This window comes from Acinetobacter sp. YH12137, assembly GCF_013418535.1.
GTDB lineage: Bacteria > Pseudomonadota > Gammaproteobacteria > Pseudomonadales > Moraxellaceae > Acinetobacter.
Window position 1 is genome coordinate 1 of sequence record NZ_VPBW01000041.1, and the last position, 22,011, is coordinate 22,011.

Below are 22,011 nucleotides of genomic sequence, written 5' to 3' on the forward strand. Positions count from 1 at the left end.
GTAAATTTTCAGCGTTGCTGGCTCCCCGTCAGCCGGATTGGGTTGCATCGCAGGGGTGTCGAAAGAGTCAACTGCGGTCCAAAGCTGTTGGACTTGGGTGAAAAGGGCGTTTATTCTTCCTATACGTGAACCGCATCCTACGGAATGAGTAACCCTTGCCCTATTGTGAGTAGAACGTCGTATAATTCAAACGAAAGCAGTTAATAGGTATGAAATATCACAGCACAAAAGAGCGACAGGACATGTTTAGATGATGTTATTATAAAATAATAACATCATGGATGAATAAAAAATAATTTTCTATCTTTACAACTATGTTATACTTCTATGATAAGGCTATGATGGCAAAGCCTTGGTTTTCCTAATCAAATAGTCGCCGAGATGGCTTCAATGCGACAGTAGGTCTACTGTCTCACAATTAATTCATGTATCAGATTTTTGTTCCCTGATGGGAAGTGTTATCCATACGAAAAGAATATGGGTAAAGTGTTACACCTGTATATGACATTCAGAATGTCCTGTCGGGGGAACTGGTACCAATTTAATAAAAGAAAACAGTATAGAAATGACAATCGAAGATATGCAAACATTAGCCCTAGAGCATGGGCTGAGAATTTCGGAAGAGATGAGCGTCAATGAGATGGGCATCGACTTTAGAGTTGCCTTTGTAAAGGAAGTAAACGGTGAGAACTGGGTACTCCGTATACCTCGAAGAAGCGATATGCTTGAACAAATCGAAAATGAAAGTAGAATATTGGATTTAGCCAAAAGAAACCTGTCGATCAATGTCCCTGATTGGAAAATTGTATCGGAGCGCCTAATAGCCTACCCTTTACTGGAGGATGCGCCTGCTCTGACATTCGATGCGATAACACATGAGGTTTCTTGGAACATAGATCGCGATAGCATAGCTTATGTGGAGTCTCTGGCAAAATCATTGGCCGAATTACATCGTATTACAGCTGACGATGTGAGAAAGAGCAACTTGAAAATAATGACTCCAAGTGAATTGAGGACCGAAATAGCTGACCGTATCCACTTGGTGAAATCTGAGATAGGTATCAGCGAGCCGTTGGAAAACAGATACCGTAGATGGTTGGACAATGACCCTTTGTGGCCTGAATTCACTTGTTTCATCCATGGCGATCTCTATGCAGGGCATGTCTTAACCTCGAAGGAAGGTAAGACCTCTGGTATCATAGATTGGTCTACTGCGCATATGGGTGATCCTGCACTGGACTTTTCTGGTCACGTATCGGTTTTTGGAGAGGATAGCCTGAAGAGTTTGATAACGGAGTATGCTAAACAAGGCGGAACGATATGGGATAGGCTCTACGAACAATCTATAGAGAGGGCTGCTGCAGCTCCATTAGCATATGGCGCTTTTGCGGTAGAGTGCAACGACGATAATCATATCAATGCCGCCAGAGCAGCCTTAGGTATTGTTCAATAAAATGATGTGAGGATACTTTTTTAAATGCTAAAATAGGAGTTCGATTGGTGCCACTTAAGAGTATCATTGATTTCTATTTTAGCCAGTATCCTCCACTTTTAGGAGCTCCTCGAAACTCGATTTTATGATCATCTCTTAAGATTTTGAGCCACCGCTCTACTATCTTGACAGGAACTAATAGCTCGTTTACTAAAAATGGTGCACGCTTTCCTGGATTAGTTCTTATCTGATTAAATAGTAGATTTACTCCCTCATTAGATTCGAAAAGTAGCTTTGATGAGACAATAACTCGAAAACCGTGCTGGAAATTTTCAAAGACAGGGGGACGCAGACCATAGGATGCGAAGCCTTCTTGGATTCGTTTGATGCCTGACCCATATTTTTCAATAAAATGCGCTTCTTTGAACGTGGCAGATATCCTTTTATTGCGCGCCCATGGCGAGTAATCTTCACGAAGAAGCTGATCAATCGTTAAGTTATCAGCTAAACCACCTGGATTGAAAAACTCTATGGAATTGTAATACACCCTGATTATGGAATCGGCAAATTAATTTGGACTTGGGTGAAAAGGGCGTTTATTCTTCCTATACGTTGTCGGCAGCGGGCCAAAAAGGAATACGTCCATGCCCATCGAGGTGAAACCGGCTGTGAGCGCGGGTTCAAGCATATAGCCCGACAGGCGCGTATCCTTGCCGATCACGACACGATGGCGGTGGTCACCGCGACGAAAGACACGGCCAGCCGCCATGCCGACGCGCAAGGCGGTTTCCGCCGTCATCGCGCCTTCGTTGGCTTTGCCACGAATACCGTCTGTGCCGAAATATTTGCGCACCATAAGGTCGATTATCCTGTCGTCGGGTCGCCCTCAAAGGGGACATGCCTGCTGAACCGCGAATATAGAGAAATATCCCGAATGTGCAGTTAACGAATTCTTGCGGTTTCTTTCAGCGCCGCCAATACCGCCAGCCCGTCGCGCAAGGGGCGCGGCTCGTGTGTGCGGATGAAGTCAGCTCCACCTGCGGCGGCGGCAAGCTCTGCAGCGAGTGTCGCGGCCCCGACATCCCCCGGACCACGGCCTGTGAGCGCGCGCAGAAAGGATTTGCGCGAAACAGACAGAAGCACCGGCAAATCGAAGCGCAGCCGCAATTCATCGAACCGCGCCAGCACCGAGAGCGAGGTTTCGGGAGCAGCCCCCAGAAAAAACCCCATGCCGGGATCAAGGACAAGGCGGTTGCGTTTGATACCGGCACCCGTCAGCGCCGCGATGCGCGCGTCAAAGAACGCCGCAATGTGATCCATGATGTCGCCAGCGGGTGCCTCGCGCCGATCTGCCTGCCCGTCTTGCACCGAATGCATAACGACGAGTTTGGCAGATGATTTCGCCAATTGCGGATAGAACGCAGCGTCTGGAAAACCGCGAATATCATTGAGATAGGCCACACCACGCGACAAGGCATAGGCTTGCGTCGCGGGTTGATAACTGTCGAGCGAGACGGGAATGCCATCTGCCTTGAGCGCGTCCAGCACCGGCGCGATACGCGCGATTTCTGTGTCGGACGAAACAGGCGCGGCGTCGGGATTGCTGGATGCCGGACCGAGGTCGATCACATCTGCCCCCTCGGCCATCAGCTTACGCGCCTGCGCAATGGCTGCGTCTGGCGCCAGATACCGGCCTCCATCGGAGAAACTGTCCGAGGTTATGTTGACGATGCCGAAAATGATGAGCGATTTATTCATGGGGGCTTCTATAATAATCTCTGTACACGACAAAAATAGATAACTCATTGAAATAATGTCACAATAATTGTTTTCTAACGACGAATACTATGACACATCTCAATGAGTTATATCTTATCTTAAACAAATCTCTAAAATGGAACAAGTCACATTTAAAGTGCTTTGCGCTCATCATGCTTGTGATTATTTTAAAGCAAACATGTAATCTTTCTTCTGCATCTAAAGCCTTGCCCATCAAGTGTTTACCACAATCATTTTATCGACGTATGCAGCGCTTCTTTGCAGGTCAGTATTTTGATTATCGTCAAATTTCTCAGTTGATTTTCAATATGTTTTCATTCGACCAAGTGCAACTGACTTTAGATAGAACCAATTGGAAATGGGGAAAACGAAATATTAATATCCTGATGCTCGCAATCGTTTATCGTGGAATAGCGATACCTATCCTTTGGACATTGCTTAATAAACGTGGAAATTCAGATACGAAAGAGCGTATTGCTTTGATTCAACGCTTTATAGCCATTTTTGGTAAAGACCGTATTGTGAATGTGTTCGCAGACAGAGAGTTTATCGGTGAGCAGTGGTTTACATGGTTAATTGAACAAGACATCAACTTCTGCATTCGTGTTAAAAAAACTTCATTGTCACCAATCATTTAGGAAAGAATCATAAAATTAGTGATTTATTTCGCCATCTTAAAGTTGGTCAAATTGAATGTCGTAAACGACGGATTTTGGTTGGTCGGGTGAAACTATATATAAGTGCACTACAGTTAGAAAATGGAGAGCTTTTACTCGTCGTTTCTCCTCAGTTTAATGCCAATGCTATTCAGGATTATGCATTACGCTGGGAAATTGAAACCTTATTCAGTTGTCTCAAAGGACGCGGGTTTAATCTTGAAAATACGCGCTTGACAGACCCTAGACGAGTGAAAAAATTGATTGCGGTGTTAGCTATAAGCTTCTGTTGGTGTTACTTAACGGGTGAATGGCAACATAATCAAAAAAAAGCGATAAAAATAAAGAAGCATGGACGACTCTCAATGAGTTTATTTCGCTATGGTTTAGACTATGTTCAAATGGCGATTCAGCGTTTAATTGGTTTTGGGAAAAAAGAAGAGTTTAAGGAAATTTTGGCAATTTTAAGAAAGCAGAATCCTGATAGGATAAGGGTTCTGTGAAATTTGTCGTGTACAGAGAATAATATTAATAAAAAATAAGGATAAATTTATGGAAAAAACTTTTATGGAAGCAATGGATTTTAGACATGCTTGTAAAATATTTGATGAGACAAAAAAGATAAAAGATGAAGATTTAAACTATATTTTAGAAGCAGGGAGAAAATCTCCTAGCTCTTTTGGGCAAGAGCCATGGAAGTTTTTGGTAATTACAAAAGTATAGCCTGAATTAGCCCTCGATTTTACATCTTGGAACCATGGCCCCCCCCTTTTTTAGGAAAAGGATGACCTTCGGTCTCTCTATTTAAAGGAAATCTTCACGCCTTTTTGTCGGATTCGGCTGAAATTTACGGGACGGTCTTATTTAAGAATGTATGGCTTAATGTTGCGAAAGAAGTTGATTTCCTCCCAATGGTTTTTAAAACCCTGCTTTATAATATCCTCTCTTATTGACCATAAGTACTCTTTTAGGTATATCGTCATTTGGTGCGCTTCATCAATTATATTAGGTGCAGACAGCGAAATGGCATTTTCTTTTCGCTGTACCTCTGAGATAATATGATTTAATGAAGATACCATTTCGTATTTAGTTTACAATATTTCCTTTTATAAAAGAAAATTGCGTAGTATGATTATTAAAAAACACCAAAAGATGTTATTCAAAGAACACATTGATATTAGCTTCAATCTCTAAACCGTTGATTTGGAAATACATAATACCCTATTTGTTCATTCTTTTGTTATTTGTTGTATGTTGCGTTATTCCATCAATAATTTTATTCCAATCTTCGAAATGTAGTTCGTGTCCGGTTCCATCAAGCGTTATTAGTTTTGAGCCGTTTATCTTTTCAAGTAAAACTGCTGAATTCTTAAAATGCCATATTTTATCGTCCGTTCCGTGTACAATTAAGGTTGGCTGATTGATTTCGCTCAATCTGTTCCAGTATTCTTCACCACCTTGCAGTGCCGCATGATTGAACATACTTATATAGTTATTAGCTCTTTTAAATTCGGCTCTAATCAGTTTTTCACTTCTTTGTTTGTCAAATTGTTTCCTGCCGCTCATCAATTCAGCACCTTGAATTAAATAATTTGCCACACTGTCTTCATTTGTCCAATCTACGGTTTCAGCTTTTCCGTGAAAATCTAAAATACGCGTATCCATTTCAGGAATTGTGGGGTCTGAGTCGCCCCAAGGACCTGATGAGATTAGTGTTATTGAACTTACCCTGTCGGCATATTTTATTGATGCTATTTGAGAAATCAGTCCGCCCAGTGAAATTCCCACAAAATTGGCTTTGACTATTTTATAGCCGTCCAAAATTGAAATAGCATCATGGGTTAAGTCAACAATATCATAGGGGGTTGAACCCGGTTCGTAATTAGTAGATTTTCCTACGTCCCTATTGTCGTAGCGAATAACAAAAAATCCCTTTTCAGATAGTTTCTGGCAAAATTCAGCATCCCAATACAACATGGATACCGTTGCTCCCGCAATCAAGAGTATTGCCGGATCTTTTTCACATCCAAAACTTTCGGTAAAAAGTCTTATTCCGTTTTTTTTAACTATTTTCTCTTTCATTTCCTCGCCTTTCTGTTTTATAGATTCATTAGTTTTTGGAACGAAAAGTCGAGGCTGAACATTTCCGTTTCGTTTATTATTGATTCTGCCTGTGCTTCTCTTCCATAAGCAAACATTTGCTGTTCATAATTTTCAATAGCCTCTTCAATGCTGTTAAATTTCCCATTGGTCAGATTATCCGACAATATCAAGGCATCCATCAACCCACTGTTTACGCCTTGTCCTGCAAAAGGAGGCATCAAATGAGCAGCATCTCCAATCATCGTTATGGGTAATGGACGCTTACTTTTCCAAGACTTATCTAAGGGAAATAGATTTAAAACCTTTGAAAGTAAGTGTATTAAAGGAGATTTTAAAAGATTACAACTCTTATTCAAATAAAAATTTACTTGATTTTTATTTGCTAAGTGGTGGAGTTGCAAAATATATAGAACTATTTATCTTAAACAGTAGTTTTGATTTAAAATCTATGATAGATACAATTATTGATCCAAACTCAATATTTTTGGAAGAGGGAAAAAATAGACTTATTGAAGAGTTTGGAAAAGAGTATGGAACATATTTTTCTATTTTAGCTTTAATCTCTGATTCAAAAACATCAAGAAGTGAAATAGAATCAATTTTGGAAAGAAATATTTCAGGACATTTATCACGACTTGAAAATGACTATAACATCATAAAATCAATTAAACCAATAAATGCTAAACCAAACTCAAAAGTACAAAAATATGAGATAGTTGATAATTTTTTATCCTTTTGGTTTAGATTTATTTTTAAATACCAATCACTAATCGAAGCTGAAAATTTCGATAGATTAAAAGAGATTATCTATAGAGATATCTCAACTTTTCAAGGAAAATTCCTTGAAAAACTTTTTGTGGAACTCTTAAAAGAGAAACAAACTTTCACTTCTATTGGCTCATATTGGGAGAGAAATAATCAAAATGAGATAGATATAGTTGCTATCGATGATATTGATAAGAAACTTCTAATTTGTGAAGTAAAACTAAATGAAAAACGGATAAACTATCAGGCTTTAGTTTTGAAATCTCAAAAATTAATTCAAGAGTATAAAGATTATGAGATAGAGTATAGGCTTTTATCGATAAAAGATATTTAAAATTAGAAAAACAGATAATAGCTGGTGCTAGAGTGGTTGCTAGGGTAATTACTCTAATTTCAAGTTGGTGCAAGTGGTTTTTGCAAACTTTGTATAAAGCCTTAATCGATATAAAAGTTAAGTTTGATTATATATAATTGTTGAATAATTTAAAAGGAGTACAAAATGAAAAAAGTTTTAATTTTAAATGGACACCAATATTATGAAAATGTTGCAAAAGGTGAATTAACTGAAAAGATTTTAGAAAAAGCGACACAATTTTTCAAAGAAAATAACTTTCTTATAAAATATACAAATATAGATAAGGGTTACGATATAAAAGAGGAGTGTGAGAAGTTTGAGTGGGCTGATTATGTGTTGTTTCAATATCCTGTTTATTGGATGGGTGTTCCTTGGATTACAAAAAAATATTTCGATGAGACTTTTACTCAAGGAAGACACTATGCAAACGACGGAAGAAGCAAAAACGATGATAGCAAAACTTATGGAAGTGGTGGATTACTAAAAGGCAAAAAATATATGCTAAGCTTGACATATAATTGTCCAAAAAGTGAGTTTAACAATCCTGATGGTTTTTTTGATGGATTATCACTAGATGAAGCAAATGTTGCTACTCATAAAACTTTTCAATTTGTTGGATTAGAACCTTTAAAACTTACTCTATGCATGATATTTTTAAAGGAGATTTGGATTTAAATAAAGAGTTAGCTAAATTTGAAGATACTTTAAGAGAGAATTTTGGTGGTGTTTCAAAAAGTATGCTGGCATTAAACGAATCCATTATTGATATAAAAGAACACTAAATCAAAGGCTTTGAAATGATTTTCAAGCTTTTTGGAGAAGTTGCAGCTTCTCCTAAAGCCTCGCCTGATTCGATGCCGTAATCGACAATTATTGCCTTCTATACCCACAGTGAAAAATTTACCAATCAACTGTTTGCATTCTTTAAAGGTCGTAACAAAGCTATCCCAATGGTCACTTGATATACATGTATAGCTTACACCTAACTGCTTCAATTTTAATTTAAGTCGTTTTGCAGTGGCTAAATCTCGGTTACCCCATACATAAGCAACAATTTCACCTGTTTCTCGATGATAGGCATAAATTAGCCATTGTTTATTTTGCTTATGACCAACAAAAGTCCAAAACTCATCTACTTCAAGGGTTTCATAATGACTTTGCTGTGCTCGAAGTTGATATTTTGATTGGCTAAGTGTCCGTAGAACTTTACCGATACTTACTCTTTCAATTTCTGCTATATCCCTGACACCACTGCCTCGCACCATGAGGTGTAATATTTTGGTTTTGATACCTGAGTGACAGCCTTGATAACTGAGAGCATGATCACCAATAAATTGACGTCTGCATATTTTACATTGGTAATTTTGCTTACCATCTACTTTTGTGCCATTTTTCTTTATACTGTCACTTAGGCAGGCTGGACACTTGATTTCTAGAGTTATTCGCATTTCTCTATTTTATCAAAATCCAACCTGCTTTTTTTCAGCATACTTTTTGAAACACCACCAGAATTTTAAGTTTAGTGTATATATAATTTGATATATTTAATTTAAGGAGCTATAATGAGTTTATTATTAAACAAAGGTAAAATAGGTGATTTGGAACTAAAAAATAGAGTTGTAATGCCACCTATGTGTATGTATAAAAGTGATAATAGTGGAGAATTAAAAGATTTCCATATGTTTCACTATACTTCAAGAGCAATGGCTGATGTTGGTTTAATTATTGTTGAACCAGCATCAGTTGAGCCAAAAGGAAGAGTTTCATCTTTTGAATTAGGACTTTGGGATGATTCTTTAATTGAAAATCATAAAAAAATGAATGAGAAGTTACACTTATTTGGAGCAAAAAGTTCTATACAATTAGCTCATGCAGGAAGAAAATCTGAAGTTGTTGATGATATTTGTGTAGCTCCAAGCTCAATTGCTTTTAGTCAAAAATCACCATATAAAGTTCCAAAAGCGTTAAGTCTTGAAGAGATAACAAAAATAAAAGAGTTGTTTGTAAATGCTGCAATTAGAGCCGAAAAAGCAAATTATGATTCAGTAGAACTTCACGCTGCTCATGGATATTTGTTGTGTGAATTTTTATCACCTTTAACAAATAAAAGAGATGATATTTATGGTGGAAGTTTAGAAAATAGGTGTAGATTAGTAATTGAAACTGCAAAAGAGATAAAAAATAGGGTAAAATTACCCCTTATTGTTAGAATTAGTGCTGATGAATGGATGCAAAATGGATGGAATATAGAAGACTCTATTTATTTATGTAAAGAGTTAGAAAAAGTTGGAGTTGATTGTATTCATGTTTCAAGTGGTGGAAATATAGAAAATCCAGATAAGATACCAAAAATTGAACCATTTTATCAAGCTAATTGGGCAAAAGAGATTAAAAAAAGTGTAGATATTCCTGTTATTGCTGTTGGTTTAATAACAACAGCAAAAGAGGGTGAATATCTTCTTGAAAATAGTTTTTGTGATTTTGTTGCATATGGAAGAGAGTTGCTTAAAAATCCAAATCTTGTATTTTATGCTGCAAATGAACTAAACGAAAAAGAGAAAATTAATAGCTCTTATGCAAGAGCATTTTTAAAATAATATTCTCTGTACACGACAAAAATAGATAACTCATTGAAATAATGTCACAATAATTGTTTTCTAACGACGAATACTATGACACATCTCAATGAGTTATATCTTATCTTAAACAAATCTCTAAAATGGAACAAGTCACATTTAAAGTGCTTTGCGCTCATCATGCTTGTGATTATTTTAAAGCAAACATGTAATCTTTCTTCTGCATCTAAAGCCTTGCCCATCAAGTGTTTACCACAATCATTTTATCGACGTATGCAGCGCTTCTTTGCAGGTCAGTATTTTGATTATCGTCAAATTTCTCAGTTGATTTTCAATATGTTTTCATTCGACCAAGTGCAACTGACTTTAGATAGAACCAATTGGAAATGGGGAAAACGAAATATTAATATCCTGATGCTCGCAATCGTTTATCGTGGAATAGCGATACCTATCCTTTGGACATTGCTTAATAAACGTGGAAATTCAGATACGAAAGAGCGTATTGCTTTGATTCAACGCTTTATAGCCATTTTTGGTAAAGACCGTATTGTGAATGTGTTCGCAGACAGAGAGTTTATCGGTGAGCAGTGGTTTACATGGTTAATTGAACAAGACATCAACTTCTGCATTCGTGTTAAAAAAACTTCATTGTCACCAATCATTTAGGAAAGAATCATAAAATTAGTGATTTATTTCGCCATCTTAAAGTTGGTCAAATTGAATGTCGTAAACGACGGATTTTGGTTGGTCGGGTGAAACTATATATAAGTGCACTACAGTTAGAAAATGGAGAGCTTTTACTCGTCGTTTCTCCTCAGTTTAATGCCAATGCTATTCAGGATTATGCATTACGCTGGGAAATTGAAACCTTATTCAGTTGTCTCAAAGGACGCGGGTTTAATCTTGAAAATACGCGCTTGACAGACCCTAGACGAGTGAAAAAATTGATTGCGGTGTTAGCTATAAGCTTCTGTTGGTGTTACTTAACGGGTGAATGGCAACATAATCAAAAAAAAGCGATAAAAATAAAGAAGCATGGACGACTCTCAATGAGTTTATTTCGCTATGGTTTAGACTATGTTCAAATGGCGATTCAGCGTTTAATTGGTTTTGGGAAAAAAGAAGAGTTTAAGGAAATTTTGGCAATTTTAAGAAAGCAGAATCCTGATAGGATAAGGGTTCTGTGAAATTTGTCGTGTACAGAGTATAATAATAATAATCGAGCATGAGTCTCATACGGATGCTCGGGTCGAAAGGGAATCCCCAGGCGAGTAACCTGTTTGCGGTGATCCATTAGCTGCAGGAGCAGAAGAGCATACATCTGGAAGCAAAGCCAGGAAAGCGGCCTATGGAGCTGTGCGGCAGCGCTCAGTAGGCAATTTTTCAAAATATTGTTAAGCCTTTTCTGAGCATGGTATTTTTCATGGTATTACCAATTAGCAGGAAAATAAGCCATTGAATATAAAAGATAAAAATGTCTTGTTTACAATAAAGTGGGAATAATTCGGGCCTATCCGAACGCCGCCGGCGGCCGCCGATCACCGCACGCAAGTAACTGAAATCATTAATTAAATATACTGCCGTCTATCGCGGTCTATCGCGGGGCAAGCCTCGCAATAGACGGTATGGCTGACGGTATGGCGACTCTTGCCGCATCGCCAAAACGAATATACCGTCAGGGGTAAGAGAGCTTATGACGGTATTTTTTCTGTCTTATTCCCTTGATAATAATAGGAAATTTGCCATTCAGGTAGGCCAATTTGGGCCTGACGGTATATCGGGCGGCTCTCAGGCGTTTTTGAACGATCTCGGAGGGTCGAAATGCTGACTGACGCTGGCATCAAAGCACTGAAGCCAAAGAATAAATTATATAAGGTCGTAGACCGTGACGGTATGTACGTCGTGGTCAATCCCTCGGGGGCGGTCGTGTTCCGGTATGACTACCGCCTCAACGGGCGTCGGGAGACTTTGACGCTGGGCCGCTACGGCGCTTCCGACCTGTCGCTGGCGCGGGCGCGCGAGAAACTGATCGACGCCAAGCGCGCCATACTTGAAGGACGGTCGCCCGCCCGAGAGAAGCAACGCGAGAAGCGCCGCATCAAAGAGGCAAAGAGCTTCGGCGAGTTTGGCGAACGCTGGTTGCTGGAGGCGAAGATGGCCGACAGCACCCGCGCGATGCGCCGCTCGATCTATGAGCGGGACATTCTTCCGACCTTTCGGAATCGTCTGCTGACGGAAATCAGCCCCGACGATCTCCGCGCCATGTGCGCCAAGGTGAAGGCACGGGGAGCCCCGGCAACAGCCGTCCACGTCCGCGACATTGTGAAGCTCGTTTATGCCTTCGCGATCCTGCACGGGGAAAAGGTGCCGAACCCGGCCGATGAGGTTGGGCCTGCCTCTATCGCGACCTTTGTTCCCAAAGACCGCTCGCTCTCGCCTGCTGAAATCCGGGTCATGCTCGGCCAGCTTGAGCATGTGCCGACGCTGCCGACGATCCGTCTCGGAATGAAGCTGTTCCTGCTCACCATGGTCCGAAAGAGCGAGCTACAGGATGCGACTTGGGATGAGGTCGATTTCGAGAACGCCGTCTGGTCGATTCCCAAGGAGCGGATGAAGCGATCCAAAGCGCACAACGTCTATCTTTCGGAGCAAGCAATCGACATTCTCATTGCGCTCAAGACCTGCGCCGGCAACTCAAAATATCTGCTGCCATCGCGCTACGACGCGGATGCACCCATGTCGCGGGCGACCTTCAACCGCATCACCACCGCTGTCGTCGTGCGGGCGAAGAAGGAGGGCTTGCCGCTCGAACCTTTCACGGTTCACGATCTGCGCCGGACAGGCTCCACGCTCCTGAACGAGCTGGGCTTCAATAGTGACTGGATCGAAAAGTGCTTGGCGCATGAGGATGGGCGCTCGTCCCGTGGCATCTACAACAAGGCTGAATACGAGCACCAGCGTCGCCATATGATGCAGGAATGGGCAAACCTCGTGGACGCTTGGGTAGCGGGCCAGAAATACGTTCCGACGCTCTATCCGCCGTCAATGGACCTTCTGGTCCCTGAGCCTAGCGTTTGACCGGCCGGAATTTCCTGAGCTTCACGTCAGGAGACGGCGCGCGTTTGACGGCATTCTTTCTGGAGGCTTGGCGACGTTCCTCAAGCCAAGCCTCCACTTCGGCCAAGTCCCAAACCACGCATCGGGCCGTCAGATAGAACCGTTGGGGAAAATCACCCCGTTGCTCCATATCGTAGATGGTAGTGTCGGCAAGTGGAACGAGTTCCCGGAGCTGGTGTCTGCGAATGGTCCGTTTCGACAGCGCGGATGGCGAATCGCCGTCACGCTTCATTTTGCCTGCGAGGTTGAGTAGATTTTTCAGTGCGGAGTTGCGATTGAACGGCGACCAGACGGCTGTAAAGGCAACCGGCTCCGGTTCATCGAGGAAGGGCAGGAAGACGATGCCGGTCGTCGGCAACAATGACGTTGCCTCGCCGACGATAGTGATGCCGAAGCCTTGTCCGACCATAGATAGCAGCGTGTCGCGCCCCACATCAAAGCGCCGGATCGACGGTGCGGGCCAACGCCCGGCAAGGCGCAGCACGATATGGTCATGGACCTGCGGGCCGGTGCCACCATAGCGAACAATGAAAGTCTCGCCGACCAGATCGGACCAAGTGATTGCGGACTGCCCGGCGAGGCGATGCCCATCCGATAGCACGGCCACCAGCGGTTCGGTCCAGATCGGTCGGGTATGGCAGTCGGGCATCTCGGGCTTGCCCGCGACGAACACCACGTCGAGCTGGTCAGCACGAAGCTGCATCACCGCATCGCGGGCTGTGCCTTCGGTGATCTCAACCTCAATGCCCGTATGTTCTTCCCGATAATGACGGATCAGCTCCGTGAGAAAGCTGCGTGGGATTAAGGCATGGATGCCGATGCGAAGCCGGCCGTATTCTCCTTGAGCTGTCATGCCTGCGGTCTTCACTGCGTGATCGAGTTGATCGACACCCGCCGTGACACGCTCCATGAAGTGCCTGCCTGCGTCTGTTAGCCGAACGCCCCGCGCATGGCGCTCAAATAGCAGGACACCAAGGTTATCCTCCAGCGCTTTCACACGCGCGCTGACGCTCGACTGGCTGATACCAAGTGCCTTGGCCGCATGCCGAAAATTCAGATGCTCGGCGACGGCGATGAACTGAACAAGGGAAATGAGCGGTATCCTGCCAGACAGGATACCGACATTCACGAGGTTTCGATGGTTAGTGCGCCGCATCGGAGCGGGCCTGCTACCAGTCGTCGGTTAGACGACTGGCGACTTCTCGGTGGCAGCCCCACGGAGCCGAAGGAGCACCAGCCCCAACGAAACCAGTACCGCCATCGCCGTGGCGTAACAGATCACGGGCCACGCTGTGTCACCGTTTAAAAGTGCCACCGCCAATGTCCCGACAATGCTGACTATCAGGCTTTGAACGCAGAAGTAGAACGCGACCGCTGATCCCGCGATGTCGTCGAACTCTGCCAAAGCGCCGTTCGCGGTAACGGACACCGTGAAGACAATACCGACCGCGACAACCCACATCGGTAGGATGAAGGTGAGGAATGACGGCGAGCCGTAAAGTTCGCCGATCCCCAACAGGACCGCTCCGCAAACAAGCAACGCCATCCCACGCGCCACGCATCCTGCGATGCCCCATCTGGCGACAAAGGACTTCGCGAAACGGGTTGTCACGATCATTACAAGCGCGACAGTGGCGAAGGCAAAGCTGAATCCGATCTCGGAATATTCCGCTTGGCCTATGAGCACACGGGGAGCCGTCGAGAAGAAGACGAAGTAGGTGCCCATACCGGCGCTAAAGCCGACAGTGTAAACCCAAAAAGCCGGACTCGCGAAGATCGGCAAGACAGATCGGCGCGTCTTGACTTGATCCAGAGGGCGGGTTTCGTGCCACCTGAAACCCGCATTTAGGAGTGCGAGCATCGCCAGTATAGCCAAAGTAATGAATATCGCCTGCCATCCCAAGAACTCGCCGATCAATACTCCGGCGATAGGGCCGAGCGCAGGCACGAACGCCAGCATCGAACTGAAAAGGCCGTAGATGACGACACCCTCAGGACGGTTGGCATAAACGTCGCGAACCGTCGCGAACGTCGCCACCAGCATGGCCGACGCGCCCACTGCTTGAAGTAGACGGAAAGCGACAAAGGCCGGTGCAGTTGAAGACCAAGCTGCTCCCAGAGACGCAATGACGAAAGCCGTTGCGCCCGCAAGTAGAATTGGCCGTCGCCCGATTCTGTCTGAGAGCGGACCAAAAATCACCTGGCCCACGCCGAGCATCACCATATAGAGGCTCAACGTGAGTTGGATCATAGCGGGCGTCGTGTTCAGGATGCCGGGCATCGCTGGAACGACAGGGAGATAAATATCCATCGCCAGTGAAGCGAGGATGTCGAAAGGAGCCATCAGCAGCAGTGCTGCCGGCAGCGTATAGGCCCACGCGGGGCGTGTGGTGGTCATGACGAATCAACCCTCGATTAAGGAATACCGGGCGACGTCTGCTCGTCAGCAATCAGATGAGACTAGCCTTACAGAGCGCCGCAACAACAATACTGGTTGTTGCGGCTTACTTGTCTGCTGACTTGGAATTTCCCATCTGATTACTCCACGCTTACGAATATGAATTGCTACATTTTATCCGATTATCTTTTGCTTCGCAATGCGGCATGGGCGCACTCAGCGTTCCAGCCCCCTCTGCCGCCCTAACTGCCACGACACCGACCCGCCCTGCACGATGCCCATAACCTCGCGGCCGAGTTGGCGGTCGATGATCGGCCGCCACGGGACAAGGGTGAACTCATGGGATTTCTCGACCACGGCGAACTTGCCGCTCGATAGATGCACGGTTCCGGTAAACTTGCCGCTGACGCTCTCGCCGTCCGTGGCGGCGCGGAACGGCAGGCCCTTACTCAAAGCCATATCCGATCCGACGCCGGCTACCTCGCGCTCCCGCAGGATGGCGAGAAGGTTGCGCCGGTAGAAGACGCGGCTGTCCCGGCTGCGGGTGGCGTCGCCCTGTTCGATATGGTGCTCGCGGCGCTGGTCCATGGCTTCGCGGACTTGTTGCCCGAAGCCGGTTGGCGCAAGGTCGGCCGTCTCGCCGTGGATCAGCCGCCGGTCCAGCCAGGTCGCGCCGTCCGATCCGATCTGTTTGTTCAGATCGACCGGGGAAAGGACGCGAACGCTGGCCTGACTGTCTCGGCCGGCGTCATGGGCGGCGGCACGGCTGACCAGATCATCGGGGATGCGCCATTGGTCGGCGTCGATCCGCTCGACGATACCGGCCCGGCGTAGCGCCTCCAGCCGGCGCACATGGGCATCGACATAGCCCTCATAGTCGCCGCCTGGAACGCGGCCCTCGAACTTGGCCTGCTCCAGATGGCGGCTCGGCCGATAGATGCCGTCCTTTGCAATGGCGGTAATGGTGCGGTCGGACGGCCGGGCTGCCGCCTCGGCGGGGCCGAGCTGGACGACGCTGCCGATGCGGGCGTCCTCGAGCCGCTCGAGCGCGATGCCGGCGATGTGGTGCGTGCGGCCGTCGATGCCGTCCACCACAACGGTCAGGTTCTCCCCCAGTTCGTCGGACAGGTGCTTGTCCACGACGCGGCCGACGATGGGCGTCTCGGGCGCTCCGTCATGGATTTGGAAGCTCATGGGATCGCGTTCGCCGCCCTGCGGGCCGAGCGCCTTCTGCAATAAATGCAGTATAAACCCAGCCTGAATTTGTTTGAATATACGTAAAGTCACTCACCCACAGTTGGTCAGGATGATCAGCAGTAAAATTACGTTTTACCAAGTCATCCGCTCGTTTTTGATCATCTCGGCTACGGGTGGTTTGTTTGTTCTTACCACGCCAAACACCTTTTATACCTAGCTTTTGCATTAATCGAGCAACAGTACAGCGCGCAATAATATAGCCTTCACGTTTCAGTTTTTGCCAGACTTTACGTACACCATACCGACCTGAACTTTCCTTCCAAATTCGTTTAATCTCCTCAGCATGATGCAAGTCATGTAAATCTCGCTTTGCTCGATGTTCTGGATTTTCACAGAGATCTAGAGTCCGGTAATAGGTTGAAGGTGCGATCGGTAAAATTCTACAAATCGCCTCGACTCCGTACAGCTCTTTATTATTATGGATAAAATCCACCATTATTTGTGTGGGCGGTCGAGCTCCGCCTGGGCGAAAAAAGCGGCTGCTTTACGTAGAATTTCATTGGCGCGTTGCAGTTCTTTATTTTCGCGTTCGAGTTGTTTGATACGTTCTTGGTCTGAAAGCTGCTGTACTTTAACTGGATTTTGTTTATCTAAATATTTTTGATACCAAACACGTAGTGTTTCAGGAGTACAACCCTTGCGCAGTATACTGCTCAGGGAGCAATAGCGGTGATCGCAGCCCAATTCGATGGATAATCTTTCTCGGATTCAATCAATAATTGAACCGCTCTTTCTCTGATTTCAGGGGTATATTTTACTTTTTTCATCGGGACATTCTCTCAGAAAGCTTGGTCTCCGACAAACCCGGTACGGTTCAAAAATCTTCCATTGATTTATTTATATCTGTTAAACCAGTCGCATTATGAAATGTAATATAAGTAGAAATTTCAGTATAAATGGTCATGATCTTTTCTAAATTTGAATATCTAAGCGTCTTCATTAATCAACCTTATTGATTATTAGTTTCTTCTTTTAAAGCTCTTTGTACTGTTGCTATCCCTACTTTAAACTTTTCTGCAACACCTCTAAATGTTGAATTTTCTTCAGCCATTGCTTTTCGTATTTCAACATAGTCAACCTTCCGCTTTCTTCCCTTATATAAGCCCTTCGCTTTGGCTTTTGCAATGGCACTGTTGCAAATAGAGATTTGAGTCGATGAAGTTCCTTTTTAAAAGTGCTTAGAGACCGAAAACCCTGTTGATTAGACACACTTCACCCTGAGGCTGACCATAATAAAATGACGATGCTTGTCCTTTACGTAGTGCACGCATGACTTCAATACCTTTAATTGTGGCATAAGCCGTCTTCATAGATTTGAATCCTAATGTGGCCCTGATGATCCGCTTTAACTTACCATGATCACATTCAATGACATTATTTTTATACTTAATCTGCCTGTGCTCAATATCTACTGGACATTTTCCTTCTCGCTTTAACCGTGATAAAGCATGGCCATAGGTCGCTGCTTTATCTGTATTGATGACCCGTGGAATTTGCCATTTTTTCACCGTATTGAAGATTTTTCCTAAAAAACAATAGGCTGATTTACTGTTCCGTCTAGCGGAAAGGTAAAAGTCAATCGTATGACCACGTTGATCAACTGCACGATACAGGTAAGTCCATCGCCCCTTCACTTTGATATAAGTCTCATCCATATGCCATGAATGTAAATCTGTAGGATTACGCCAATACCAGCGTAAGCGTTTTTCCATTTCTGGAGCATAACGCTGAACCCAACGATAAATTGTGGTGTGGTCAACATTCACACCCCGTTCAGCGAGCATTTCTTGAAGTTCACGATAGCTGATGCCATATTTACAATACCAACGAACAGCCCAAAGAATGATTTCACCTTGAAAGTGCCGACCATGGAAGGGATTCATCTGCTGTATCTCGAAATAAATAAGATATTTAGCTTATCATGTCAGCCTATTTGCAACAGTGCCGTACAACGAGCCTTAAAAGCACATACCACTTAGAGTTCCCTTCAATTTCGAATAAGAGGTTTTATGTTAAATCAGGAGTTCACAATATTGGTCGCCATAATACTTTTTTCATAAAAATGAAAGTAATTGACATCATTTTACTTTAGTGATTAATTTTTTATTACAAATATCAATAACTTGAGATGATCATGTTTTTCATCTCCAACTTTTGATAAATTAATGTTAAATCAAACTTTTTTATCCAATTGGAGTAAATTCCACTACCTTGTCTAATTAGTAGTGCTTCATATAGTGTTCTTATTATTTGCATTAACTCTTCATTATTATTCTGCATTGGATTAATTGATGTTACTGTTAAAATAGACTTTAGATAGCCTTCTTTTGTCTTTATTTCTTTCTCTAAATCATCATGGATTTGAACTTGATAAAGAATATTATCAATAAAAAAATGATATGTTCTATCAATAAATTTTGGATCTTTTTCAGGCTCTCGTCCTGAATTACTTTGCCATATTTGTCTTAAATATATTTTTCGCTCTTTATCTATAGTCCAATCTCTATCAGGATGCCAAACTCCTCTAGGAACACTATTTTCTATTTCATCAAGACCATATTCAATACGATCCTCTCCACTAATTCTTTCATTTATAAATCCCATTATTTCCCCTCTTATTAAATGTTCTTATTTCAGAGTAATTAGAATAGTTAAATTTAGCTAAAATTAACATAATACGGATTATCTGAAGCCTGGGATGTCTTCCAGGCTTCTTTTTTGGCTTCGTATAACAGCCATTATGTTAAATAAGTAAAATTTAGTTATTTTTTTGAGATGATGGAGCTGAGTTCCATGTGTCTAATAAGCGCCATATTGCATTATCAATATCTTGCCATTTCTCCCAATTGTTTAAATTAGTTTCCCATTGAACCCATATATCCCCATACTTATTTGATTCATAGTTATTTCCTATTATTTCAATTGATTCTCCATTTTCTGGTCTTCTTCCTCTTGTATTAACTTTAAGAAAGACACCAGAAACATTTGGAATATTCGAATCTGCATAACAAAATAGATATTCATCAGAAAAAATCCTCCGATAACATTCCAAGCCGAATTTTTTAAATTTCGAATCCATCTTGACATATTCCGGAGTAATATTATTAAGAATTACTTTTTTTGTATCAGTATTATTTTCCCTCATCTCTAAACCTAAACCTTTTATTCGTACTCGTACCTGATCTTTATGATCAGGTGCAAAACCATCCGTAGCTTCTATTTTTTCCCTATTGAAAGTTAAATAAAATTCTAATTGTCGATTAGAGTCAGGCATTGGTAAAGTATTTGCTTCCTCTTGAGTTATAGCGGGAAATTTTTCAGGAATATAGTCAATTGGAAACTGCCCTAAATAATGTTCACGTTCAGGGCGATAAAATTCATTATCAAATTGGTCAGGAATATGTTTTCTACGTGGACCAAGCTTTGCTTTTACTATCAAATTTGGATTCTGCTTCCATGTCACTATTTCCCCTTCTTTAGGAATATCTTTTGAAATATCTTTTGATGTACATCCAATAAGTAACAGGACATACGAGGAAATAATCCAATATCTTTTTATTAGCATTATTTATCTCTTATAAATTTATGATTTCAGCAAAATCAGAATAGTTAAATTTCCCTAAAATTAACATAATACACGTTATACGAAGGCAAAAATGGGAGCTATAAGCTCCCATTTTTAGTCTTTAATTCGCTTTTTCGCTTCGTCATAAACTATGCTATCAGCTCGTTTTCCGACGGTAATGAGCAGGATAACTACCTGATCATCTTTAACTTGATAGACAAGTCGGACACCAGCTTTTAATAATTTGATTTTATAGCAACCTGCAAGATCGCCTCTAAGCATGTTCTTTGGAATATGTGGCTGCTCTATGACTTTAGCTAGTTTCTTTTTAAATTGATCTCGTATAGCAACAGGGAGTTTTTCCCATTCTGCTGTAAAGTCCTTGTGACGTAAAAGCTTATAAGTCATCTAATGTGACTTCCTCAAACATCTCTTTAGGATCGTTAATGCGCTTACGGACAAGAGCTAATAATTCTTCATCTTCTTCCGAAAGCAAAGCTTTTTTGACGGGCAGTTTCCCAGTCGTAGCAACATACTCAAGAATACTAGTGAAGAAATCCGTAGGTGCAATACCTTGCTCTTTAAGAATTGAATAAGATTTTTCTTTAAGGGCTCCATCGACCCTGAAGTTAACAGTAGCCATCATATTTTCCAAGTGTTTAATGTACTAGGAATAGTGTAATGCAAATTGCATTACAAGTCGAATTCGCATAACAGCCATTATGTTAAATAGGGCTTTTAAAATTATTCTTCAATAGAGTTTCCATCAAGGTCATATAGCTTTACTTCTCTTGCACCAGTATTAAGAAATAACTCCTTAAAAGCTCGTATTTCAATCTTAGTTAAATTACCTTGTATCGGCTCCATTATTTGGACAATCGTAATAGGAGCTGTAAACTTGAAAAAAGATAAACCGTTAGAATGGTGTCTCATTAAAGCTTTTAATGTTGTTGTAGCGCTTTCAAAATCTGCCAAAATCATTCTTGGGTGATCATAAGGTGATTTAGGAATTTCAGTTGCTTTGACTGTGCCATTCTCTGCCATCAAACTTATACGGTTTTTATAAAAATGTATCCATATTGCTTTAGGATATTTTTTTAAATCGTCTCTTATCATTTTAGTTCTTAACTTGGATGTTCATTTAATTATAAATATATATTTTTTTTAATTTCAATTGGATAATTCTTAATTTATTCTAAAATTAACATAATACACGTTATACGAATCTCTAAAAATAAGTTTATTGCACTGATTTTTATATATTTTTTAAATTTTAAGCCTAGACCAGAGTCTAGGCTTTTTCATTTCGTATAACAGCCATTATCTTAAATGGGAGGGGGAGATTAAGCTAAAATTAGGGTTTTAATTTAGAGAAAGTAATGTCTCAGATAAAAATTTATGCTTTAGATGAAACTATAGAATTACATCGTGATAATTTAAGTAAAGCTATCCATCAGGCTTTAGTTAAAGAATTAAAATATCCTGAAGAAAAAAGGTTTCAACGTTTTATTCCACTAGAATCCAAAAATTTTATATATCCAGCAGACCGCAGTACATCTTATATAATTATTGAAATTTCCATGTTCGATGGACGAACAAAAGAGACTAAAAAAGCATTCATTAAGACTCTATTCGAAAATATAAACAATCTATGCGGTATTGATTCAAATGATGTTGAGATAACTATATTTGAAACTCCTAAAGAAAACTGGGGCATTAGAGGGGAAAATGCGGATGAACTACAGTTAAATTATAAGGTAAGTATTTAAATTTACTGAAATTAACATAATACACGTTATGCGAAATTAGAAAAATGAGTTTATTGCACTGATATTTATCTGTTTTTTAAATTTTAGACCTGGGTTGGTGCCCAGGTTTTTTTTGTTATTCACCAATTAAAATGTCTATGTGATAAACCATTTAAAATGTCCTGTTTTTAACCACAAGAGTCAAGCACAGGATTTAACTTTCTTTGTTCAATAACAGCTTTCTGAGCTTTACGACTCGG

At 42.1% G+C, this 22,011-nt stretch carries 23 protein-coding genes, 3 pseudogenes and 1 other annotated feature; of the genes and pseudogenes, 9 read left to right on the forward strand and 17 right to left on the reverse strand.

Features of this window, described 5'->3' with window-relative positions; translation table 11 throughout:
* The first annotated feature begins 565 nt into the window (after window positions 1-565).
* Complete coding sequence (mph, locus tag FTU72_RS14115) at window positions 566-1,453, forward strand: Mph(E)/Mph(G) family macrolide 2'-phosphotransferase (protein WP_071830579.1); 888 nt, start codon at window positions 566-568, stop codon at window positions 1,451-1,453.
* A gap of 73 nt (window positions 1,454-1,526) precedes the next feature.
* On the opposite strand, the gene FTU72_RS14120 is transcribed toward mph, so the two are convergent.
* The 3 genes from FTU72_RS14120 to sul2 form a co-directional block, all read right to left on the reverse strand.
* Entirely contained in the window at window positions 1,527-1,979 is a 453-nt protein-coding gene (locus FTU72_RS14120) for an ATP-binding protein (RefSeq protein WP_161981143.1), read from the reverse strand.
* Between the two features lie 21 nt (window positions 1,980-2,000).
* Window positions 2,001-2,288 carry a phosphoglucosamine mutase gene (locus tag FTU72_RS14125; protein WP_159516853.1) on the reverse strand — a complete coding sequence of 96 codons (288 nt, stop codon included), beginning with the start codon at window positions 2,286-2,288 and terminating at the stop codon, window positions 2,001-2,003.
* 86 nt (window positions 2,289-2,374) lie between these two features.
* Window positions 2,375-3,190 (reverse strand): sulfonamide-resistant dihydropteroate synthase Sul2, encoded by an 816-nt coding sequence (sul2, locus tag FTU72_RS14130; protein WP_001043260.1) that lies wholly within the window; start codon window positions 3,188-3,190, stop codon window positions 2,375-2,377.
* An 89-nt stretch (window positions 3,191-3,279) separates the two neighbouring features.
* Here sul2 and FTU72_RS14135 point away from each other — a divergent pair.
* Together FTU72_RS14135 and FTU72_RS14140 are read left to right on the forward strand one after the other, a co-directional pair.
* Window positions 3,280-4,370, forward strand: a protein-coding gene (locus FTU72_RS14135; RefSeq protein WP_085940648.1) for an IS4-like element ISAba1 family transposase whose coding sequence is annotated in 2 segments (ribosomal slippage) — window positions 3,280-3,820 and window positions 3,820-4,370 — 1,092 coding nt in all. Because the reading frame shifts where the segments join, the coding sequence is not laid out codon by codon here.
* A 49-nt stretch (window positions 4,371-4,419) separates the two neighbouring features.
* Window positions 4,420-4,590 (forward strand): nitroreductase family protein, encoded by a 171-nt coding sequence (locus FTU72_RS14140; protein ID WP_218944955.1) that lies wholly within the window; start codon window positions 4,420-4,422, stop codon window positions 4,588-4,590.
* A gap of 498 nt (window positions 4,591-5,088) precedes the next feature.
* Here FTU72_RS14140 and estT read toward each other — a convergent pair whose 3' ends face one another.
* Window positions 5,089-5,949: a macrolide hydrolase EstT gene (gene estT, locus FTU72_RS14145; RefSeq protein ID WP_077782102.1), complete on the reverse strand. Its 861-nt coding sequence runs from the start codon at window positions 5,947-5,949 to the stop codon at window positions 5,089-5,091.
* 17 nt (window positions 5,950-5,966) lie between these two features.
* Window positions 5,967-6,263, reverse strand: a pseudogene (locus FTU72_RS14150) (FAD-dependent oxidoreductase); the annotation flags it as partial.
* Window positions 6,264-6,418: 155 nt separating this feature from the next.
* Between FTU72_RS14150 and FTU72_RS14155 the strand changes: the two are divergent.
* The gene (locus FTU72_RS14155) at window positions 6,419-7,069 is read left to right on the forward strand and encodes a DUF234 domain-containing protein (RefSeq protein ID WP_218944954.1); all 651 of its coding nucleotides are present in this window, start codon (window positions 6,419-6,421) and stop codon (window positions 7,067-7,069) included.
* 165 nt (window positions 7,070-7,234) lie between these two features.
* Window positions 7,235-7,765 (forward strand): NAD(P)H-dependent oxidoreductase, encoded by a 531-nt coding sequence (locus tag FTU72_RS14160; RefSeq protein ID WP_218944953.1) that lies wholly within the window; start codon window positions 7,235-7,237, stop codon window positions 7,763-7,765.
* Window positions 7,766-7,836: 71 nt separating this feature from the next.
* On the opposite strand, the gene FTU72_RS14165 is transcribed toward FTU72_RS14160, so the two are convergent.
* Complete coding sequence (locus tag FTU72_RS14165) at window positions 7,837-8,538, reverse strand: IS1 family transposase (protein ID WP_004282341.1); 702 nt, start codon at window positions 8,536-8,538, stop codon at window positions 7,837-7,839.
* Window positions 8,539-8,652: 114 nt separating this feature from the next.
* Between FTU72_RS14165 and FTU72_RS14170 the strand changes: the two genes are divergently transcribed.
* The 3 genes from FTU72_RS14170 to FTU72_RS14180 all read left to right on the forward strand — a co-directional run bounded on the left by FTU72_RS14170 (window position 8,653) and on the right by FTU72_RS14180 (window position 12,744).
* Window positions 8,653-9,687 carry a tRNA-dihydrouridine synthase gene (locus FTU72_RS14170; protein WP_169538918.1) on the forward strand — a complete coding sequence of 345 codons (1,035 nt, stop codon included), beginning with the start codon at window positions 8,653-8,655 and terminating at the stop codon, window positions 9,685-9,687.
* Between the two features lie 75 nt (window positions 9,688-9,762).
* Window positions 9,763-10,853 (forward strand): IS4-like element ISAba1 family transposase gene (locus tag FTU72_RS14175; RefSeq protein ID WP_085940648.1). Its coding sequence is split into 2 segments (ribosomal slippage): window positions 9,763-10,303 and window positions 10,303-10,853, totalling 1,092 coding nucleotides; the frame shifts between segments, so codons are not numbered across the junction.
* Between the two features lie 634 nt (window positions 10,854-11,487).
* A complete protein-coding gene (locus FTU72_RS14180; protein WP_121775235.1) occupies window positions 11,488-12,744 on the forward strand; it encodes a tyrosine-type recombinase/integrase in 1,257 nt (418 codons plus the stop codon).
* On the opposite strand, the gene FTU72_RS14185 is transcribed toward FTU72_RS14180, so the two are convergent.
* The 11 genes and pseudogenes from FTU72_RS14185 to FTU72_RS14235 all read right to left on the reverse strand — a co-directional run bounded on the left by FTU72_RS14185 (window position 12,734) and on the right by FTU72_RS14235 (window position 21,119).
* Entirely contained in the window at window positions 12,734-13,636 is a 903-nt protein-coding gene (locus FTU72_RS14185; protein WP_306669815.1) for a LysR substrate-binding domain-containing protein, read from the reverse strand. The two genes, FTU72_RS14180 and FTU72_RS14185, sit on opposite strands and share 11 nt — an antisense overlap.
* 3 nt (window positions 13,637-13,639) lie before the next feature.
* Window positions 13,640-13,939: pseudogene (locus FTU72_RS16540) on the reverse strand (LysR family transcriptional regulator); the annotation flags it as partial.
* A gap of 27 nt (window positions 13,940-13,966) precedes the next feature.
* On the reverse strand, window positions 13,967-15,181 hold the full coding sequence (gene floR / locus FTU72_RS14190; protein WP_000214122.1) for a chloramphenicol/florfenicol efflux MFS transporter FloR: 1,215 nt from the start codon (window positions 15,179-15,181) through the stop codon (window positions 13,967-13,969).
* A gap of 216 nt (window positions 15,182-15,397) precedes the next feature.
* On the reverse strand, window positions 15,398-16,375 hold the full coding sequence (locus tag FTU72_RS14195) for a DUF3363 domain-containing protein (RefSeq protein WP_257220294.1): 978 nt from the start codon (window positions 16,373-16,375) through the stop codon (window positions 15,398-15,400).
* A 34-nt stretch (window positions 16,376-16,409) separates the two neighbouring features.
* Window positions 16,410-17,205, reverse strand: a pseudogene (locus tag FTU72_RS14200) (IS3 family transposase); the annotation flags it as partial.
* Window positions 16,800-16,916 (reverse strand) — a sequence feature (AL1L pseudoknot). (Overlaps the previous pseudogene by 117 nt.)
* 411 nt (window positions 17,206-17,616) lie before the next feature.
* The gene (locus tag FTU72_RS14210; RefSeq protein ID WP_001067790.1) at window positions 17,617-18,321 is read right to left on the reverse strand and encodes an IS6-like element IS1008 family transposase; all 705 of its coding nucleotides are present in this window, start codon (window positions 18,319-18,321) and stop codon (window positions 17,617-17,619) included.
* Between the two features lie 232 nt (window positions 18,322-18,553).
* The gene (locus FTU72_RS14215) at window positions 18,554-19,042 is read right to left on the reverse strand and encodes a hypothetical protein (RefSeq protein WP_166138379.1); all 489 of its coding nucleotides are present in this window, start codon (window positions 19,040-19,042) and stop codon (window positions 18,554-18,556) included.
* Between the two features lie 154 nt (window positions 19,043-19,196).
* On the reverse strand, window positions 19,197-20,003 hold the full coding sequence (locus FTU72_RS14220) for a hypothetical protein (RefSeq protein WP_228278815.1): 807 nt from the start codon (window positions 20,001-20,003) through the stop codon (window positions 19,197-19,199).
* Window positions 20,004-20,117: 114 nt separating this feature from the next.
* The gene (locus FTU72_RS14225; RefSeq protein ID WP_000221358.1) at window positions 20,118-20,411 is read right to left on the reverse strand and encodes a type II toxin-antitoxin system RelE/ParE family toxin; all 294 of its coding nucleotides are present in this window, start codon (window positions 20,409-20,411) and stop codon (window positions 20,118-20,120) included.
* Window positions 20,401-20,646: a type II toxin-antitoxin system RelB/DinJ family antitoxin gene (locus tag FTU72_RS14230; RefSeq protein WP_166138376.1), complete on the reverse strand. Its 246-nt coding sequence runs from the start codon at window positions 20,644-20,646 to the stop codon at window positions 20,401-20,403. The genes FTU72_RS14225 and FTU72_RS14230 overlap by 11 nt, the downstream gene beginning before the upstream one ends.
* A 101-nt stretch (window positions 20,647-20,747) precedes the next feature.
* Window positions 20,748-21,119 carry a hypothetical protein gene (locus FTU72_RS14235; RefSeq protein ID WP_004726814.1) on the reverse strand — a complete coding sequence of 124 codons (372 nt, stop codon included), beginning with the start codon at window positions 21,117-21,119 and terminating at the stop codon, window positions 20,748-20,750.
* Window positions 21,120-21,382: 263 nt separating this feature from the next.
* Between FTU72_RS14235 and FTU72_RS14240 the strand changes: the two genes are divergently transcribed.
* Window positions 21,383-21,772, forward strand: a complete 390-nt coding sequence (locus FTU72_RS14240; RefSeq protein ID WP_121594982.1) for a tautomerase family protein — start codon at window positions 21,383-21,385, stop codon at window positions 21,770-21,772.
* Window positions 21,773-22,011: the final 239 nt, after the last annotated feature.

Excerpts from the sequence above, each read along its gene's own strand:
- mph (WP_071830579.1), top strand. The coding sequence starts at position 566 with ATGACAATCGAAGATATGCAAACATTAGCCCTAGAGCATGGGCTGAGA.
- FTU72_RS14125 (WP_159516853.1), bottom strand. The coding sequence starts at position 2,288 with ATGGTGCGCAAATATTTCGGCACAGACGGTATTCGTGGCAAAGCCAAC.
- sul2 (WP_001043260.1), bottom strand. The coding sequence starts at position 3,190 with ATGAATAAATCGCTCATCATTTTCGGCATCGTCAACATAACCTCGGAC.
- FTU72_RS14140 (WP_218944955.1), top strand. The coding sequence starts at position 4,420 with ATGGAAAAAACTTTTATGGAAGCAATGGATTTTAGACATGCTTGTAAA.
- estT (WP_077782102.1), bottom strand. The coding sequence starts at position 5,949 with ATGAAAGAGAAAATAGTTAAAAAAAACGGAATAAGACTTTTTACCGAA.
- FTU72_RS14155 (WP_218944954.1), top strand. The coding sequence starts at position 6,419 with ATGATAGATACAATTATTGATCCAAACTCAATATTTTTGGAAGAGGGA.
- FTU72_RS14160 (WP_218944953.1), top strand. The coding sequence starts at position 7,235 with ATGAAAAAAGTTTTAATTTTAAATGGACACCAATATTATGAAAATGTT.
- FTU72_RS14165 (WP_004282341.1), bottom strand. The coding sequence starts at position 8,538 with ATGCGAATAACTCTAGAAATCAAGTGTCCAGCCTGCCTAAGTGACAGT.
- FTU72_RS14170 (WP_169538918.1), top strand. The coding sequence starts at position 8,653 with ATGAGTTTATTATTAAACAAAGGTAAAATAGGTGATTTGGAACTAAAA.
- FTU72_RS14180 (WP_121775235.1), top strand. The coding sequence starts at position 11,488 with ATGCTGACTGACGCTGGCATCAAAGCACTGAAGCCAAAGAATAAATTA.
- FTU72_RS14185 (WP_306669815.1), bottom strand. The coding sequence starts at position 13,636 with ATGACAGCTCAAGGAGAATACGGCCGGCTTCGCATCGGCATCCATGCC.
- floR (WP_000214122.1), bottom strand. The coding sequence starts at position 15,181 with ATGACCACCACACGCCCCGCGTGGGCCTATACGCTGCCGGCAGCACTG.
- FTU72_RS14195 (WP_257220294.1), bottom strand. The coding sequence starts at position 16,375 with ATGAGCTTCCAAATCCATGACGGAGCGCCCGAGACGCCCATCGTCGGC.
- FTU72_RS14210 (WP_001067790.1), bottom strand. The coding sequence starts at position 18,321 with ATGAATCCCTTCCATGGTCGGCACTTTCAAGGTGAAATCATTCTTTGG.
- FTU72_RS14215 (WP_166138379.1), bottom strand. The coding sequence starts at position 19,042 with ATGGGATTTATAAATGAAAGAATTAGTGGAGAGGATCGTATTGAATAT.
- FTU72_RS14220 (WP_228278815.1), bottom strand. The coding sequence starts at position 20,003 with ATGCTAATAAAAAGATATTGGATTATTTCCTCGTATGTCCTGTTACTT.
- FTU72_RS14225 (WP_000221358.1), bottom strand. The coding sequence starts at position 20,411 with ATGACTTATAAGCTTTTACGTCACAAGGACTTTACAGCAGAATGGGAA.
- FTU72_RS14230 (WP_166138376.1), bottom strand. The coding sequence starts at position 20,646 with ATGGCTACTGTTAACTTCAGGGTCGATGGAGCCCTTAAAGAAAAATCT.
- FTU72_RS14235 (WP_004726814.1), bottom strand. The coding sequence starts at position 21,119 with ATGATAAGAGACGATTTAAAAAAATATCCTAAAGCAATATGGATACAT.
- FTU72_RS14240 (WP_121594982.1), top strand. The coding sequence starts at position 21,383 with ATGTCTCAGATAAAAATTTATGCTTTAGATGAAACTATAGAATTACAT.